Source organism: Planctomycetota bacterium, assembly GCA_016125255.1.
Taxonomy (GTDB): domain Bacteria; phylum Planctomycetota; class Phycisphaerae; order Phycisphaerales; family Zrk34; genus RI-421.
In genome coordinates, this window is sequence record WGMD01000001.1 from 49,770 (window position 1) to 65,916 (window position 16,147).

14 protein-coding genes are annotated in these 16,147 nt (G+C 64.2%); 7 read left to right on the forward strand and 7 right to left on the reverse strand.

Annotation, left to right across the window (positions count from 1 at the left end; translation table 11 throughout):
• Window positions 1-68: 68 nt before the first annotated feature.
• Genes GC162_00225 through GC162_00240 form a run of 4 tightly spaced genes read right to left on the reverse strand, consistent with a single transcriptional unit; the run spans window position 69 to window position 4,486 of the window.
• Entirely contained in the window at window positions 69-842 is a 774-nt protein-coding gene (locus GC162_00225; GenBank protein MBI1367055.1) for a prepilin-type N-terminal cleavage/methylation domain-containing protein, read from the reverse strand.
• Window positions 843-877: 35 nt separating this feature from the next.
• Window positions 878-2,293 (reverse strand): hypothetical protein, encoded by a 1,416-nt coding sequence (locus GC162_00230; GenBank protein ID MBI1367056.1) that lies wholly within the window; start codon window positions 2,291-2,293, stop codon window positions 878-880.
• Between the two features lie 41 nt (window positions 2,294-2,334).
• Window positions 2,335-3,900 (reverse strand): hypothetical protein, encoded by a 1,566-nt coding sequence (locus GC162_00235; GenBank protein ID MBI1367057.1) that lies wholly within the window; start codon window positions 3,898-3,900, stop codon window positions 2,335-2,337.
• A complete protein-coding gene (locus tag GC162_00240) occupies window positions 3,893-4,486 on the reverse strand; it encodes a sigma-70 family RNA polymerase sigma factor (protein ID MBI1367058.1) in 594 nt (197 codons plus the stop codon). The genes GC162_00235 and GC162_00240 overlap by 8 nt, the downstream gene beginning before the upstream one ends.
• Here GC162_00240 and GC162_00245 point away from each other — a divergent pair.
• The 4 genes from GC162_00245 to GC162_00260 are packed head-to-tail and all read left to right on the forward strand — an operon-like array spanning window position 4,356 to window position 9,149.
• Window positions 4,356-5,174 carry a sigma-70 family RNA polymerase sigma factor gene (locus GC162_00245; GenBank protein ID MBI1367059.1) on the forward strand — a complete coding sequence of 273 codons (819 nt, stop codon included), beginning with the start codon at window positions 4,356-4,358 and terminating at the stop codon, window positions 5,172-5,174. The genes GC162_00240 and GC162_00245 overlap by 131 nt on opposite strands.
• Entirely contained in the window at window positions 5,171-6,676 is a 1,506-nt protein-coding gene (locus GC162_00250; protein MBI1367060.1) for a hypothetical protein, read from the forward strand. Before GC162_00245 ends, GC162_00250 begins: the two co-directional genes overlap by 4 nt.
• A gap of 44 nt (window positions 6,677-6,720) precedes the next feature.
• On the forward strand, window positions 6,721-8,340 hold the full coding sequence (locus GC162_00255; GenBank protein ID MBI1367061.1) for a hypothetical protein: 1,620 nt from the start codon (window positions 6,721-6,723) through the stop codon (window positions 8,338-8,340).
• On the forward strand, window positions 8,337-9,149 hold the full coding sequence (locus GC162_00260) for a prepilin-type N-terminal cleavage/methylation domain-containing protein (protein MBI1367062.1): 813 nt from the start codon (window positions 8,337-8,339) through the stop codon (window positions 9,147-9,149). Before GC162_00255 ends, GC162_00260 begins: the two co-directional genes overlap by 4 nt.
• A gap of 358 nt (window positions 9,150-9,507) precedes the next feature.
• On the opposite strand, the gene GC162_00265 is transcribed toward GC162_00260, so the two are convergent.
• From GC162_00265 to GC162_00275, 3 genes are all read right to left on the reverse strand, one after another.
• Window positions 9,508-9,927, reverse strand: coding sequence for a hypothetical protein (locus GC162_00265; GenBank protein MBI1367063.1), 420 nt, complete (start codon window positions 9,925-9,927; stop codon window positions 9,508-9,510).
• A 149-nt stretch (window positions 9,928-10,076) separates the two neighbouring features.
• On the reverse strand, window positions 10,077-10,604 hold the full coding sequence (locus tag GC162_00270) for a transposase (protein ID MBI1367064.1): 528 nt from the start codon (window positions 10,602-10,604) through the stop codon (window positions 10,077-10,079).
• A gap of 605 nt (window positions 10,605-11,209) precedes the next feature.
• Window positions 11,210-12,355: an FAD:protein FMN transferase gene (locus GC162_00275; protein MBI1367065.1), complete on the reverse strand. Its 1,146-nt coding sequence runs from the start codon at window positions 12,353-12,355 to the stop codon at window positions 11,210-11,212.
• 11 nt (window positions 12,356-12,366) lie between these two features.
• On the opposite strand from GC162_00275, the gene GC162_00280 reads away from it, so the two are divergent.
• From GC162_00280 to GC162_00290, 3 genes are all read left to right on the forward strand, one after another.
• Complete coding sequence (locus GC162_00280; protein ID MBI1367066.1) at window positions 12,367-13,467, forward strand: SUMF1/EgtB/PvdO family nonheme iron enzyme; 1,101 nt, start codon at window positions 12,367-12,369, stop codon at window positions 13,465-13,467.
• Between the two features lie 136 nt (window positions 13,468-13,603).
• Entirely contained in the window at window positions 13,604-14,695 is a 1,092-nt protein-coding gene (locus tag GC162_00285) for an SUMF1/EgtB/PvdO family nonheme iron enzyme (GenBank protein ID MBI1367067.1), read from the forward strand.
• A gap of 99 nt (window positions 14,696-14,794) precedes the next feature.
• Window positions 14,795-16,129, forward strand: coding sequence for a twin-arginine translocation signal domain-containing protein (locus GC162_00290; GenBank protein MBI1367068.1), 1,335 nt, complete (start codon window positions 14,795-14,797; stop codon window positions 16,127-16,129).
• The last annotated feature ends 18 nt before the right edge of the window (window positions 16,130-16,147 follow it).

Below are 16,147 nucleotides of genomic sequence, written 5' to 3' on the forward strand. Positions count from 1 at the left end.
AGCACTTTTTGCGAATTTTGCGATGGATTTTGACCGACCGATGCAAAGTCGCGGCGATGGAAACCCGTTTACTGCGTTCGTTCCAGCGCCTGCAGGGCCTGGTCGTAGAGGGGGAAGTTGTCGCCGGGGAAGTTGCCGGGGTCGGTCTGCATGAGCGTCAGCGGCTCGCGCGTGAGTTTGAACGAGACGGAGGTGTCGCCGAACATGACGTTCCAGCCGGGGCTGTCGGGGTTGTCGTCGTGAGCGATGGTGACGGCGGATTCGAGCAGATCGGTGCCGAAGACGCGCTGTGGCTTGAGATCCTGCGCCATGTCGAACTTGCGATAGCTCTTGCCCGAGGCCGGATCTTTGACGACGGGGTTGAAGTTGTACGCCACGCGGACGCCGACGGCCGCGGTGCCGCCGGGCCAGTAATCGGTCGGCCAGGGTTCGTAGGTTTCGAGCTTGAACGTCGGGTTTTTCTGCGACGGGCAGTAGAAGTTCGGGCCGTCGGTGATGTACTTGGTGGCGTAGAGCTTGCCGAGGTTCTGCCATGTATTGCCGGTGCGGAACCATCGGGTCCAATGCGTCACGACGAGGCCGGTGTCGAGCCCGCCGGCCCCGGAGGAATACGGCGGGAGCCAGCCCTTGTAGGTCTGCGCGTACATGTTGGCGGCGAGCCCCTGCTGACGGAGGTTCGACGCGCAGCGCGTGATGCGCGCCACTTCACGGGCGCGCGACATCGACGGGAGCAGAATCGAAATCAGCAGCGCGATGATGGCGACGACGACGAGAAGTTCGATCAAGGTGAAACCATATCGCGCGCATCGCGCGACGGGGTGACTGAAGTCACCCCGCCTCATCGCGATACGAAACTCGTGAGGACGCATGTTCATTTTCATTTGCGACGCCGCCATGCAAGGGCGCTCCACAGCGCGAGGCCCGCCGGAAGCGCAGCGGGGGTCGGCACGCTGATGAGCACGGAGTCGATGCTGAACGCGCCGCCGCTGACGTTGCTGAACTGCCGGCCGACGAACAGGTAGGGGTTGGCGACGACGCTGGTGTTACGCGTATTGAAGACGCCCGAGACATAGGGCGCGGCCGCATCGTCCAGGTCGTCGAGCGTCAGAATGTAGGTCAGCGTCGTCGGGTCGATCTGAAACTCGACGTGATAGACGTGGCCGGTGACGACGGCGATGCCGGTGTTCTGATCGTTGGATCCGCCCAGGCCGTTGCCGTTGGTGGTGCGCCAGAAATCGCTGACGGCTTTGATGTTGGCGAGCACGTCCGGGCCGGTGTTCACGCCGTTGCTTTGACGAATGCCCAGTTGGAAGTCGTTGTGGCTGGCGCTGTCGATTCGGAAGTCGGCTTCGACGGTGTACTTGCCGAGGGTGGTCGAGATGTCGGCGAAATCGCTGAATTGCCGGGTGTATCCGCCGCCGGTGGCGTCGACATCGGTCACGGCGAGGTAGTTGCCGCCGCCGTTGAGCGGGTTGGATGTTTCGACGGTGGCGGTCACGGTGGTTCCGGACTTGTTCCATCCGCCGAGCCAACCGTCGCCGGCCTTGCCGCCGAACTGGTCGGCGGAAGTCGCGCCGGCGCCGCCGGCGAAGTCGGCGACGATGCCGGGCAGGGCGTAGCTGATGGCGTAACCGTTGAGGACGGTGGTGTTGTTGGATCGGAGGAACGAGACGGTCATGGCGTCGCCGGCGAACGAGCCGGCGCCCCAGGGCAGGTTGTCCCAGTGCATGTAGTTGAGGTTGGCGCTGCCGTCGGAGAAATCATCGGACGGTTTGGCGGGGCCGGAGTTGAAGGTGGTGAATTCGTTATTGACGAGGTAGTCGCCGAGGCGGTTTTCGGCGACGGTCGTACCGGAGTAGGTGGCGACGACGTCGACGCTGATGTTGCGGCCGGTGAGCCCGCTGAACCCGGTCATGTTCAGGTTCGTCGGCGAGGGGGGATTGAAGGCGTTCTGCGCGAAGTTGGTGGCGAAGGCGTCGCGATTCGCCGCCGAGAGCGAGCTGATCCACGGAAGCGGATGCGAAGCAAGGTCTGCGGCGGGCGTGTAGCGCGTGTCATTGACGACGGCGACGCCGGTCAGATTGGCGTAGGTCAATCCGCTCAGCGAGCCGTCGGAGTATTTGAGCGGGACGTTGGCCGAGGCGGAGGTGATGTTGTTCCATGTCACGCCCGGCTCATTGACGGCGGTCGGGCCGGTGTTGACGAGGATCTGAAGATTCGTCGCGGCCCATGCGGGCGCGGCGGCGAGTGCGAGAAGGACGGCGACAATGCGTTGGTTCGTTTGCGTCAACATGCTCAGTCATCTCCTGTTCAAAGCTTGAAGTTCACCCGTACTCATTTCTGCGACTCCAAAGCGTCGGCGTCGCTCGACGCCGTCACGCGCAGTTCATCCACCGAAAACGCCCACTGTTTGACGACATCCGTACCCTTGGTTCGATCGTCGCGCCCGCCGAAGTGAACGAATCGGCCGACGGCGGGGGCCTGCGAGCGGAAGTAAACGCGCGGCGAGCGATAGACCGGATTGACGCCGTCGTCGAGCGTCGCCGTCCAGGCGCGATGCGCCGGATCGACTTGAATCTCGACCGCCACCGTGCGGCCGGTGACGAGCGGAATGCCCGTCGGAACGCCGACGATTTCCGCGCTGTCCGGCGACGTTCGCGTCATCAGCGTCCAACCGGCGTCGGGCGTGGCGTTGAGAATCCATGTGTCCTCGCCATCGGTGCCGTGCGACGGGCTCGGCCGATCGTAGATGAAGTAGCGCACCATCGGATCGGACCACGCCTCCGCGCGGAACAGGAACGAAATCCGATGCGGCCGGGCGGCGTCCATCGCATGCAGCCCCGCCATGTAACACCGCGACACCGTCCCCTGCGCCGGCTCGCCGACGCGCTCCGCACGCAGCCCCATCGTCAGGTACGAACCGCTCGTCGCATTCAGCGGGCGATCGCTCCGCACCACCGGCCCGGTCTCCACCATCGCCGCCGGCGTCGTCGTGACGCCCCACGCCGATGCCCATCCCTCCGCCGCGCGACCGGGGTACGCATCGACGTCCGCTTCGTTGGGCGAAACCGCCGACCCCCCGCGGTGAAAGTCGATCGATGCGATGGTCAGCGGCAGCGATGCGATCGTCACGACGCCGCGCGTGTCGAACTGCGCGCTGGACCCGGCTGCCAGCTCGCGCAGCACGCGCCCCGCTTCGCCGCCGCGCTGAAGCTGCACGCGCCCGCGATAGACCTCGACGCTGGTGCGGCCGTCCTGCTGTGCGTCGATGCCGAACTCCGTGCCCAGGTCGACGACGGACACGCCGCTGGCGGTGTCGATGCGGAACCCGACCGCTTCATGCGGGACATATGCCTGTAGCCGGCCGTACGCGAGATATCCGCTGGTTTTGTCGTGCAAATTGAACGCGCACGGGCCGTCGATCGTCACGACCGCGCCGCTGTCGAACATGAACTGCACCTGCCCCGAGGCCAGTTGGATCAAGCCCGGCTGCATCGGCGAGCCGAGCTGCGGCGATTCGTCGGCGCCGCCGGCGAACACGACATCGTGCATGTCCGTGACGAGCGCGATGCGATTCGACGCGGCCGCATGGCGCGCATGCGACACGGGCAGGTTCATCCACACCGCCGACAGTCCCGCCGTCAGCGCGAGCAGCGCCGCCGCCGCAACAGCCCATCGCCCGATGCGCCACTTCGACGCCGCCGGCTCGTCAACGATCCGCGCCCCCGCCAGCGCTTCGTGCAAGAGTCGCGCCTGCGTGCACAGCTCGACGAACTGCGCCCGCGTCGCCGCGCTTGCCGCCAGCGCTTCCGCCAGCGCCGCCCCGCCCGGCGCATCAAGCCGATCGTCCAGGTAGCGCGTCACATGATCGATGATCTCTTCGCGCGTCAGCTCAGACATGCGGCGCCTCCCCCCGGCCCGTCCGGCGGCGGACGCACTCCGCCAGCGCCCCGTGCGCCCGCGTCAATACCTTGTAAATCGCCTCCGCCTTCCGCCCCAGCTTCGCCGCCACACCCTCGCCCGAAAGTCCCTGCGCGTAACGGAGCGTGATGACCTGCCGGGCATACGGCGAAAGCTCCGCCAGACAATGCTTGAGCGCCTCGAGCGTCTCCGCCGCCGGCGTCGCCTCCTGCCGCTCCCATTGCCCTTCGAGCAGGTCCAGCAATTTCTCATCCAGTAGCGCCGGCGCGCGACCGAGCCGGCGAAGCGCCTTGAGCGACAAGTTCCGCGCCGACCGCCGAAGCCAGGTCGGCAGCGCCTCCGCCTCGCGCAGCTCGCCCCGCTTGTGCAGCGCCAGCAGCGACACCTCCTGAAACACATCCTCCGCCACATGCGCATCGCGCACGATCGACCAGATGTACGCGAACAGCGTCGCCCGGTCGCGCAAAAGCGCTTTGACAATCGTGTCCTCGTTGAGCGCCACAAAACCTCCTGCACCTATCAGGTTCCCGCCCCCGGCCCGGACTGGACATGCGAAAACCACCAAGCGCCGCGCCGATGATTACAACCATAATCCCATCAGCCCTTTAGCAACAGAAAAATTTTCCGCCCCGCCGGATTTTCCTTGTAAGTTTCCCCCGCATTCGGCACAGTTATGGGTGAGAAATCAGGTCGAGGCGACCCCTATGACGTCACAACCCAACGATGCAGCCACGCAGGCGGCCATGAAGCGCTTCGCTCAGCTTTGGGTCAGCGCTCAGACGACCGTCGCCGCCTACGTGCATGCCGCCGTGCGCGATCCGCACGAGGCGGAGGACGTGCTGGGCAAAGTCGCCGAGGCCGCGGTCGAGGCGTTTGACCAGTACGACGCGACCCGCTCGTTCACCGGTTGGCTTCTGGGCATCGCGCGCCATCGCGTGCTGCATCATCTGCGCACCCGCCGGCGCGATCGGCACGTCTTCGACGATCAGACGCTTCAGCTCCTCGCCGCCGCGCACGAACGCCTTGACGATCAGCAAAGCGATCGGCGCGAAGCGCTGGCCGGCTGCATCGACAACCTCCCGCCGCATCAGAAGCGGATGATCCAGATGCGCTACGACGAGGCGATGAACCCGCGGACGATGGCGCAGCAATTGAAAATGCGCCCCAACGCCGTGGAAGTCGCCCTGCATCGCATCCGTCACGCCCTGGCGCAGTGCATCCGTCAGCGCCTCGGTGCCGGAGAAATGCGATGAGCCAACCCGCCGCGCTGCTCGAAGCTTATTTCGACAACACGCTGGACGCGGCGCAACTATCCGCGCTGGCGGACTGGCTCCGCGCCGATGCCGCCCACGCCGACGCCTTCGCCGAGCGCTCCCTCATGGAGCGCCACCTGACGGAGCGCCACATCGCCGGCCCCGCGCAGACGTTCGCCCATGTCGAGCCGGCCGACCGGCGCCTGTCTCCCCACCGGTTCGCCCTCGCGCTGGCTGTCGCGGCGGTGTGCGTCATGGCGCTGACGGCGGGGATGTGGGCGACGTTCCGGAACGCGCATCAAAAGACTTCGCCCCCCGCCGTGACGCCGGCGCTGGGCCTGCTCTCGGACGTGTCCGACGATGCCCTCTTCGCCGCCGGCGCCTCCCGCTCGCTCGGGTCCGAGCTCAGCGCCGGCGATGTGCAGCTTGAGCGCGGCACGGCCCAGCTCATGTTCCGCTCCGGCGCCGTCGTCGATCTGACCGGGCCCTGCCGATTCGAAATGACCGGCGAAAACGCCGGGATTCTCCACGCCGGGCTGATGCAGGCCTTCGTCTCGCACCGGGCCCACGGATTCACCGTCACCACCCCCGCCGGCGCACGGATCATCGACCTGGGCACGCGCTTCCGCGTCTTTGTCGGCCCCGGCGGGCGCGAGGAATTGAGCGTGCTCGAAGGCCGCGTCCGACTGGAGCGCGGCTCGACAATGCGCGAACTGCTCGCCGGGCAGATCGCCCGCATCGACGCCCATGATGTGACTTTCGACACCGCCCTGCCGTCGTCGATCATCGGCCTGTGGCGCTTCGAACCCGACGATGGCGATGCGACCACCGTCGCGACCAACGACGCCGCCCCCGGCCGGCTCGACGGATTGAGCGACGAATCCGTCCTGCTCAGCAGCGACGTGCCCGGCCGGGAAATCTTCGATCCGCTCAGCGGGCGGACGTGGTCCGATCGCGCCTCGATGGACCTGAGCACCGGGCCGTTCAAAGTGCCCGACGACGCGGCGATCGAGGCGTCGGACTTCACGATCGAGGCCTTCGTCAAGATGGGGCCGGTGTCGCGCTTTCCGACGATCGTGACGCACCTTCACACGGATGACAGCGGCTGGTCGATGGACCTTTCGCCCGAGCGTTTCATGCGCGTGCGCTTCGACGCGGGCCCGCAGCCGGACCTGCGCAATCAGTATGTGGGCATGACGGCGGCGCAGACGATCGCGGACGGGAAATGGCATCACGTGGCGGTCGTGCTGTCGGGGAACGTGGCGCGGATTTACGTGGACTACGCCAACATGGCGACGCGCACGCTGCGCGGCGAGGTACGGAAGCTGACGCGGACGGACGCGCCGATGCTGCTGGGCGCCAGCCGGTTGCCGGGCCGGCTCGACGAAGTGCGCTACACGGCGACGGCGCTTTCGCCCGAGCAGTTCCTGCGCGTCGTCCCCCATGAAAAATCGAATCAACCGATCGACCAGACCCGTGCGAATGTGGTGCGGGAAAAATGAAGCCGCCCCGAATGCCGGGGCCCTGCTGAAAGGAAATGAGAAACATGCGCAATCGCCAACAACGGAAAATGACCTTCGCCGCCGCGCTCGCCGCCTGTACGCTGGCTGCGCCGCTGACCCGCGCCGCCACGACCTACACCTGGGACCACGGCGCTTCGACGGGCAACTGGGGCACCGCCGCCAACTGGTCCCCCGACGGCGTCCCCACCGATGGCGACTCCCTCCAGTTCGACGCCAGCGTCTCCAACGCCAACTTCGCACAAACCAACAACCTCCCCGCCGGCACGCAGATCGCCAACATCACATGGACCGCCACCGGCGTCGGCGGTTTCACCATCAGCGGCAATTCCTTCACACTCACCGGTGCCATCTCCAACAACTCCACCACCGCCACCGGCAACCAGGTCTTCAACACCGCGATCACGCTCAGCAACGCCACCCACCAGATCACCGCCGTGGCCGGCCGAACCATCACGTTCAACGGCAACATCACCGGCGCCGGCAGCTTCTTCTTCCGCAATCAGGGTACGGAAATCTTCAACGGCAACGTCAACATCTCCGGTTCGTTCGGCAAGACCGACGGCGGGCTGACGACCGTCAACACCACCGGCAACACATGGAGCGCGACGAACCTGGCGCGCGGCACGCTCAAGCTCGGCATCAACAACGCCCTGGCCACCAGCGCCGTGCTGACGCTCGGACAAGGCAGCTTCGCGCCCAACCCCGCGACGTTCGACATGGCCGGGTTCAATCAGACCGTCGGCGGGCTGACCTCGCTCAACGGCGGCGACCCCGCCAACCCCGGCACGCGGCTCATCGGTAATTCCAGCACGACCTCCGACTCGACCCTGACCGTCACCGGCGGAACCACCACGTTCGGCGACGCGGGCGCGAAGATCGTCGACGCCGTCTCCGGCGGCACGAAAAAAGTCAACCTCACCCTCACCGGCGGCGCCCTGACGCTCGCCTCTGACAACACCTACACCGGCAAAACCACCGTCAGCGGCGGCGTCCTGAACGTGACCGGCTCCATCGCCGCCAACTCCTCCGCCAGCGTCCTCGTCGGCGCCGACAGCGACGGCGATTTCTCGACGGGACCGGACACGAAGATCAGCCGGGCCGTCGCCGCCGCCGGTTCGTACGCGGGCCTCGGCTCGGCGATCACCTCGTCCAAACTCACCAAGGCGGATCTGAAAAAGGGAACCAACGGCACCGGCTCGACGCAGACGCTTTCGATGCAGTGGCGCACGCTCGCCAGCGCCGCCGGCGAAACGGGCGCGAACGATCTGTGGAGCGATGTATTGAACCTGACGGGCATCGACGGGTCGACGTTCGTATTGCAGATGAGCTACAGCACGTTCAGCACGGAAGCGGCGACCGCCGCCGCCGACCTGCTCCGCATCAAGTACCTGGACGGGTCCGACGTCTGGGTCAACGCCATCAACGGCAACCACGGGTCCAACACCGGCGGGTTCTTCCTCGGCGCGTACGTCGACGACGCATCGCACAATCTGCTCGGCGCGCACGGCGTCGATACGACCAACCACGTCGTCTGGGCGGTGCTCGATCACAACAGCCAGTTCGCCGTGGCGATCCCCACGCCCGCCGCCCTGCCGGCGGGATTGGCGCTGATCGGACTGCTGACCATGCGTCATCGCAAATGAACAACACATCCCCACATCGTGACGTGCATTTAGCGGCGGGGCGTGCCCCGGGGGGCTCGTTGCACACGCGGTGCGGGGAACGCCCCGCCGCTAAATGGCGCACCCGACGCCGACATGGTTTCACCCTCATCGAACTGCTCGTCGTGCTGGCGATCCTCACGGCGCTGATGGCGATTTTGATGCCGTCGCTGGCGCGGGGGCGGTATCTGGCCAAGGTGGTGCGGTGCCAGGCGAACTACCGGCAATGGGGCGTGGCGTGCATCGGATATGCGACGGACAATCTGAGCTGGCTCCCGCAGTTCGGCCCGGGCCAGAGCACGGGGCATAACACGTGGGACGTGGGCAACGGCCTGCTGCCCGCGCTCATCCCGTACGGCCTGACCTGGGACAAGGGCCATGGCGCGTGGTACTGCCCGCTGCGGAGCGCCGCTTCGCAGAACGCCGCCGATCAGAACGCGGCGCTCTTGTCGATGCAATGGACCGGCGGGACGTTCACGATCATCCCGCACAACTGGTGGGTCCCCCGCAAGGACACGAGCAACTTCTGGTACCCGAGCACCATGACCGACCCGCAGGGCTTCTTCACCAAAATCACCGACGGCAAACCCCCCGACCGCCCCCTCGTCAGCGACCTCCTCAACGCCACCCTCGCCGCCGGCGCCAACGACCCCAACGCCTGGTCCAACGGCCACGCCTGGAACAAGCAAGTCGAATCCACCTCCCTCCTCTACATCGACGGCCACGTCGCCCTCCACTTCCAACCCGAAATCAAAGTCCGCTGGCAGGGCAATTGGGATAATCTGTATTGATGAATGTCGGTCCGGCCCGCACGCACTTGCGGTCGCTGTTGCTCGACCACGTGTTCTTCAAAGTGTCGGAGCAACACGCGCCAGGAACACCAAAATGAAATCAGGGCTTTGAACTCAATAAAGCATTCCTTGGCGACCTTGGTGTCTTAGTGGTTCAGTTTTTCAGTTCCGTAGGTCCGGGCCAGCCCGGACACAATTGACGAACCCGTATACAAGATAGGTCGTGCCGTCGATTGGCGACGGACATTTCATTCGCATCGTGAATCTTCATGGCTATCGTGTCCGGGCAGGCCCGGACCTACCCCGGAGCCGGACCTACGTCACTGGAATAAATGGGTCAAGGCGTGGTTCCCGAATATTAATTCGTTTGATCGGTGTGTTGATCTCCGTTGAATGCTGGACGCGAATTCGGAACGATGAACGCATCATTCTGTAAAATTAGAATTGATATCTCCCCACCATTTTGCTCACTCATCAACACGTCTGACGAATGCTGTCGCCCATCTGGGCTACGCCATTCAACACGCAAATGTCTGGATGGAAATATCAAATGTTCGTGAAGTGTTGCAATAGCACCCGGACCGAGATGACCAATTTCATCCTCCATATCTCCTGAGCGTAGAAATACGTCAGTAAAAAGATCCGTTGTGCCATTCTTCACATTGACAAAGTCGATCACAGTCATTGCTTCTCTGCTGCTTTGATGGGGTGATCGGAAATACCAAGCGCCTAAGGCCGCCACAAACATCAGCAGTAGGAACAATATGAGATACTTCATGCTTCAGCCTTACTTTTCAAGAAGATGTTTGAAAACATATGCCTGAATATCCCCAGCGAGGTAGGGTGGGTCAAGCGCAGCGGACCCGCCACGCATGACGGACCCATGTCCATATTTTGAACGTCGACATTCGCGCGGCGGTCTTTGAATCATTCAACCTCCAATTTTGTTTCAATCCCACTCGTGCCCCAATCCGCATCGAAGATCCCGCTGCGGACGAACAGATGCAGCGACGAATACGGCCAATCGATCGGGCGGTTCACGTGCCCGTGCTTGACCGGGTTGTAATGAATGTAGTCAACATGGGCGGCGAAATCGTCCTCATCGCGGATGAGATGTTCATAAAACCGGCGCTGCCACACGCCGCTTTCATGTTTGGCGATCTGGCTCGGCCGGCGATGCGATGCGCGGCCGATGCGCCGAGCGAAGCGCGACTTGACGAGACGCCAGCGCGTTGAAAAGTCGTCATCGCCGGCGGGCAGGGTCCAGATCATGTGCAAGTGCTCCGGCAGCACGACGGCCGCGTCGATCTTAAAAGGCCGCGCTTCCCGCACCGTCCCGAACGCGCGGCGGAGATGTTTGATATGTTCGACGAGCCATCGCTTGCGTCGATCTTTGAGATTGACGGTGAAAAAGTAAGTTCCGCCGACTTGTCGCCAACGACGATATTCGGGCATCGAATCATTCTACGCCTCGCGTGGCGGGTCCGCTTCGCTTGACCCACCCTACCGCGATGATGGCGGCCGAGGTCGGAGCGAGGCGCCGGGGCGCGGGATGCTTGGGCGGCGATCACGAGAGAGTCCCGGAAAGGCGATGGAATATCGTCGGCTCGGGAATTGATCCGGGGTTGTCCCCCGGCGGAGCCGGGGGCTTTGGGCGGAGGCGGATGAAAAATGGATTCGATTTTCCATTGGTCATTTTCCATTGGGGGGACCGGGAGCATGGGGGCGGAAAATGGGTCGAGTTTCGCATAAGCGCGTCGCGAAACGCGCATGGGGAAGGCAAATTTGTCGCGGGCGCGCGCACGAGCGTTTGTAAGTGCTTGATTGAGGGGGCACGAAGGGCGAGGAAATTGCCTCGGGCGCGCGCATGGACGCGCCCGTGCGCGCTGGGAGCGGAGAAAAGGGCGGGATTATTCAGGAGATATGACGCGAGGGCGGGGAGCGCGGCGGGTGGAAAAAGCGGGCGCGCGGGTGTGATGCGGGGATCGGGGGTTGGGGGTTGGGGGTTGGGGGTTGGGGGTTGGGGATCGGGGGGAAACCGGGGAGGGGAACCGGAGGGGTCAGGGGGTGGGGAGGGTGTCGAGGGGGAGGTTGAGGTAGCGGGTGGAGGTGTGGGTTGTGTCGCCCTGGTCGGTGTGGGTGATGATGAGGGCGGCGAGGGCGGGGGTGTCGTCGGCGAGCTGGAGGGCGCGGTCGAGGGGGAGGACGGAGAGCGCGGTGGACATGGCGTCGGCGAGGGTGGGGTCGGGGCAGATGACGGTGACGCCGGTCTGGGTGGTCAGGCCGAGGCCGGTGTGGGGATCGACGATGTGGGAGTATCGGACGCCGTCGATGTCGATGTGCTGGAAGGCGTCGCCGGAGGTTGCGACGGAGGTGTTTGCGGCGAGGAGGTAGGGGATGTCGTCATGCGATTCGGGTTTGGCGTCGGCACCCGTGTCTTCGACGGGTTTGGTGAGTTGGGGGATGGGCATGAGGGCGATGCGCCAGCCGTTGCGATGCGGGGGCGGATCGGTGACGTAGACGCTTCCGCCGCCGACGATCATGGCGCGGGTGATGCCCCTGTCTGAGAGGACTTTCATGGATTGAGCGAGGGCGTAGCCCTTGGCGATGCCGCCGAGGTCGAGTCGCATGTGCGGGACGGCGAGCTGGACGGATCGGCGTTGCGGATCGAGCTTGACCTTTTGCCAACCGACGGCGGCCATCGCTGCTTCCAGCCGCGGCGGATCAGGCAGGCGACCGGCGATGCGGGCCTGACGCCAGAGTCGAATCACGGGTCCGACGGAGACGTCGAACGCCCCGCCGGAGCGGTAGGCGACCTGCTGCGAGACGCTCAGCACATTCCACAAATCCTGCGAGACGGGGACCCAATGATCCGAACCGGCGGTGGCGGAGAGGCGGGACAGTTCGCTGCCGGGGGCGTAGTCGCTGAGGATGTTGTTGAGGTCGTCGATGCGGTCGAAGGCGGCGGCGGCGGCCTTGTTGGCGTGCGTCACGTTCGAGTCATAGAATACGACCCGGAAAAGCGTGCCCATCTGCGGATGGGTATACTCGTACCGCTGCAGGTCGGCCGAGCAGGCCCCCAGTGATGCGAGCATCCATGCCCCAACGAAGATCACGCCCAACCTGCTCATACCCGTACCTTCAAAAAGACCGCCGAAAATGAACCCGTCCGGTGCAACACGGGTAATAATAGTCAAGTTGTCCATGCCATGACGCCATGAAAGGATCGTGCATGCCCCAATCCCGCCTGACGAAGTCGATGACGCTCTGCCTGTTCGCCCTCGCCCTCGCCGCCGCCGCGCAGGCGGACGATGCCAAGCCCTACGTTGAAAAAGTCCCGGGCACCACGGCCGAGTTTCCGATGACCCCCATCCCCGGCGGGACGTTCAAGATCGGCTCGCCGGACGATGAGAAGGACCGCAAGGAGGACGAAGGTCCGCAGGTCGAGATTCAGGTCGAGCCGTTCTGGATGGCCACGCACGAGATTACCTGGGACACGTACGACGAATACCTCAAGCAGTACAACGTCGAAAAGGAAAAGCCGTTCCACAAGCTCGAAGGCCAGGAGCTTGTCGACGCGGTGAGCATCCCCACGCCGCAGTATGAGGAAGGCATCGACATCGTGGTGCGGATGGGCCGCAGCGGCGGGTATCCGGCGGTGGACATGTCGCACCTGGGGGCGCGGATGTTCTGCAAATGGCTCACCAAGAAGACGGGTCATTTTTACCGACTGCCGACGGAGGCGGAATGGGAATACGCCTGCCGCGCCGGCACGACGACGGCGTACAACTTCGGCGACCCCGATGAGGAAAAGCTCAAGGAGAACGCGGTCTACATCGACAACTCCGAAAAGGAAGACGGCAACGGCGCCTACCGCAAGGTCGGGACGAAGAAGCCCAATGCGTGGGGCCTCTACGACATGCACGGCAACGTGGCCGAGTGGTGCCTCGATCAGTATGACCCCAAGCACTACGCCCAGTTCGCCGGCAAGGGTCCGGTCAAGGCGGCGGATTTCATCAACTGGCCCAAAACCGAATACCCCTGCGTGATCCGCGGCGGGTCGTGGAACGATTTTCCCGATCTGTGCCGCTCGGCCACGCGGTTCCATTCCACCGTCGATCTGAACGCGCGCGACCCGCAGGTGCCCATGAGCGTGTGGTGGCACACGGAGGGCTTCTGGGTGGGCTTCCGCGTCGTGCGCCCGGCGGTCGAACCCTCGCCCGAAGAGCAGAACAAGTATTGGGAGCCCGCCGACGACTACGTCAAGGGCCTGATGCTCAAACAGGGCGACAAGCAGATTCGCGCGATCATGAAGTGATCGCGCCGGGATCGGGAATCAGGGATCAGGGATCGGTGTGCTGATCTCTTATCCCCTCCCCCTGATCCCCAAACCCTGATCCCTGATCCCCAAAAATCCCGCCGCTGAATTGATGGATCTTCTCGATAATTGAAGGATGCTGGTGATGAAGACAAGCTGGATCGTCGCGATGGCGATGTGGGTGGGCTGCGCCGCGATGACGTGGGCGGACGGCGGTGATGCGAGCGCGCCCGAGCAGATGAAGCCGTATGAACAGAAGATGCCCGACGCGTCGGTGAGTTTCAGGATGACGCCGATTCCGGGCGGCTCGTACACGATGGGCTCCCCGGAGGCGGAGGAGAAGCGCGGCGACGACGAAGGGCCGCAGATCGAAGTGAAGATCGAGCCGTTCTGGATGGGCGTGTGCGAAGTGACCTGGGACGAGTACGATCAGTTCCTTGAGCAGTACAGCCCGGCGAAGGATGCGGGGGCGCAGCCGATTCCGCCCGAACGTCAGGTGGATGCGGTAAGTCTGCCGACGCCGCCGTATGAGCTGGCGATTTCGATCCTGCAGGAGATGGGCCGCAAGGGCGGGTATCCCGCGGCGGACATGACCCAGCTCGCCGCCAAGCAGTACACCAAGTGGCTTTCCAAAAAGACCGGCCGCTTCTACCGCCTGCCGACCGAAGCGGAGTGGGAATACGCCTGCCGCGCCGGCACGACAACCGCGTACAGCTTCGGCGACGACCCCGCCCAGCTCAAGGACTACGGGTGGGACTGGGACAACTCCGGCGAAAAGTATCACAAGGTCGGGCAGCTCAAGCCCAATCCGTGGGGCCTGTATGACATGCACGGCAACGTGGCGGAGTGGTGCCTCGATCAGTATGTGCCCGATCACTACGCCAAGTTCGCCGGCAAAGGGGCGGTCGCTGAGAAGGATCTGATCGCCTGGCCCACCGAGGAGTATCCGCGCGTGGTGCGCGGCGGATCGTGGTATCAGGACCCTGACAAGCTGCGCTCCGCCGCCCGCACCCACTCGGAAAAGGACTGGAAGGTGCAGGACCCGCAGCGGCCCAAGAGCATCTGGCACCATACCGACGCCTTCTGGGTCGGCTTCCGCCTCGTGCGCCCGCTGACCGTGCCCAGCCCCGAGGAGCAGCAGAAGTATTGGGAGCCCGATACGGAGGACCTCAAACAGCTCATGCTCCGCAAAGGCGACAAGGAAATCCGCGTGCTGATTGAAAAATGAACCCATTTGCCCCGGCGAGCATAAAAAGGGGTATACTGGTCGTTCGGACTTTTTCAGCACCGATGCTTCCGTTCCTTCAATTTAATGGAGACTTCTTCCATGAGTGACAAGAGCCCCCCCCGCCAAAGCTCTCGCCGGTCGTTCATCAAGCAATCGACCGCGACGGTCGCCGGCGCATCCCTCGCCGCGTCGATCGCCTCGCGGGCCCACGCCGCCTCGACCGACGAGATCAAGTGCGCCCTGATCGGCTGCGGCGGTCGCGGCACCGGCGCCGTCACGCAGTTCCTGTCCACGACCAATGGCCCGATCCGCCTCTACGCCATGGCTGACGCCTACAAGGATCGCCTTGAGGACAGTCTCAACAACATCCAGCGCGGCGCCAAGGGCTATCCCGAAACCTCCAAGGTCGACGTCCCCGAGGAACGCCGATTCGTCGGCCTTGACGCCTACAAGAAAGCCATTGACTGCGGCGTCGACATGGTCATCCTGACCACCCCCCCCGGCTTCCGCCCCCTTCAGTTCGAATACGCGGTCAAGCAGGGCAAGAACATCTTCTCCGAAAAGCCCGTCGCCACCGACGCGCCCGGCATTCGCCGCTTCCTCGCGGCCGTGCAGGAAGCCAAGAAAAAGAACCTCAAGGTCGGCATCGGCCTTCAGCGCCATCACCAGGCCAGCTACATCGAAACGATCAAGCGCCTTCAGGACGGCGCGATCGGCGACATCAACTTCATGCGCGCTTACTGGGACGGCGGCGGCGTCTGGGTCCGCCCGCGCCAGCCGGGCATGACCGAAATGCAGTACCAGGTCCTCAACTGGTACTACTTCACCTGGATGTGCGGCGACCATATCGTCGAGCAGCACATTCACAACATCGACGTCTGCAACTGGCTCAAGGGCACCCACCCCATCGCCGCGCAGGGTCAGGGCGGCCGCCAGGTCCGCACCGCCAAGGAATATGGCCAGATCTTCGATCACCACTCGATCGAATTCACCTACGCCGACGGGTCGACGATGATCAGCCAGTGCCGGCACATCAAGGACTGCTACAACAGCGTGTCCGAACATGCGCACGGGTCCAAGGGTTACTGCAACATCTCCGGCGCCGTGATCGAGCCCAAGGAAGGCGAGAAGTGGCGCTTCCGCGGGTCCAACCCCAATCCCTACCAGGTCGAACACGATGACCTGCAGAACGCCATCCGCAACAACCTCGATTACAACGAGGGCGAATACGGCGCGATGAGCACCATGACCGCCATCTACGGCCGCATGGCCTCGTACTCGGGCAAGCTCATCCGATGGGACGATGCGTTCAACTCCAAGCTGTCGCTGGCCCCCGGCATCGACGACTACACATGGGACACCGCCGCGCCGGTTCAGCCCGACGCCGACGGGTTCTACCCCGTGCCGATGCCCGGCTCCACGCAGTCGTACTGATCGCCGCACGATCGCAAC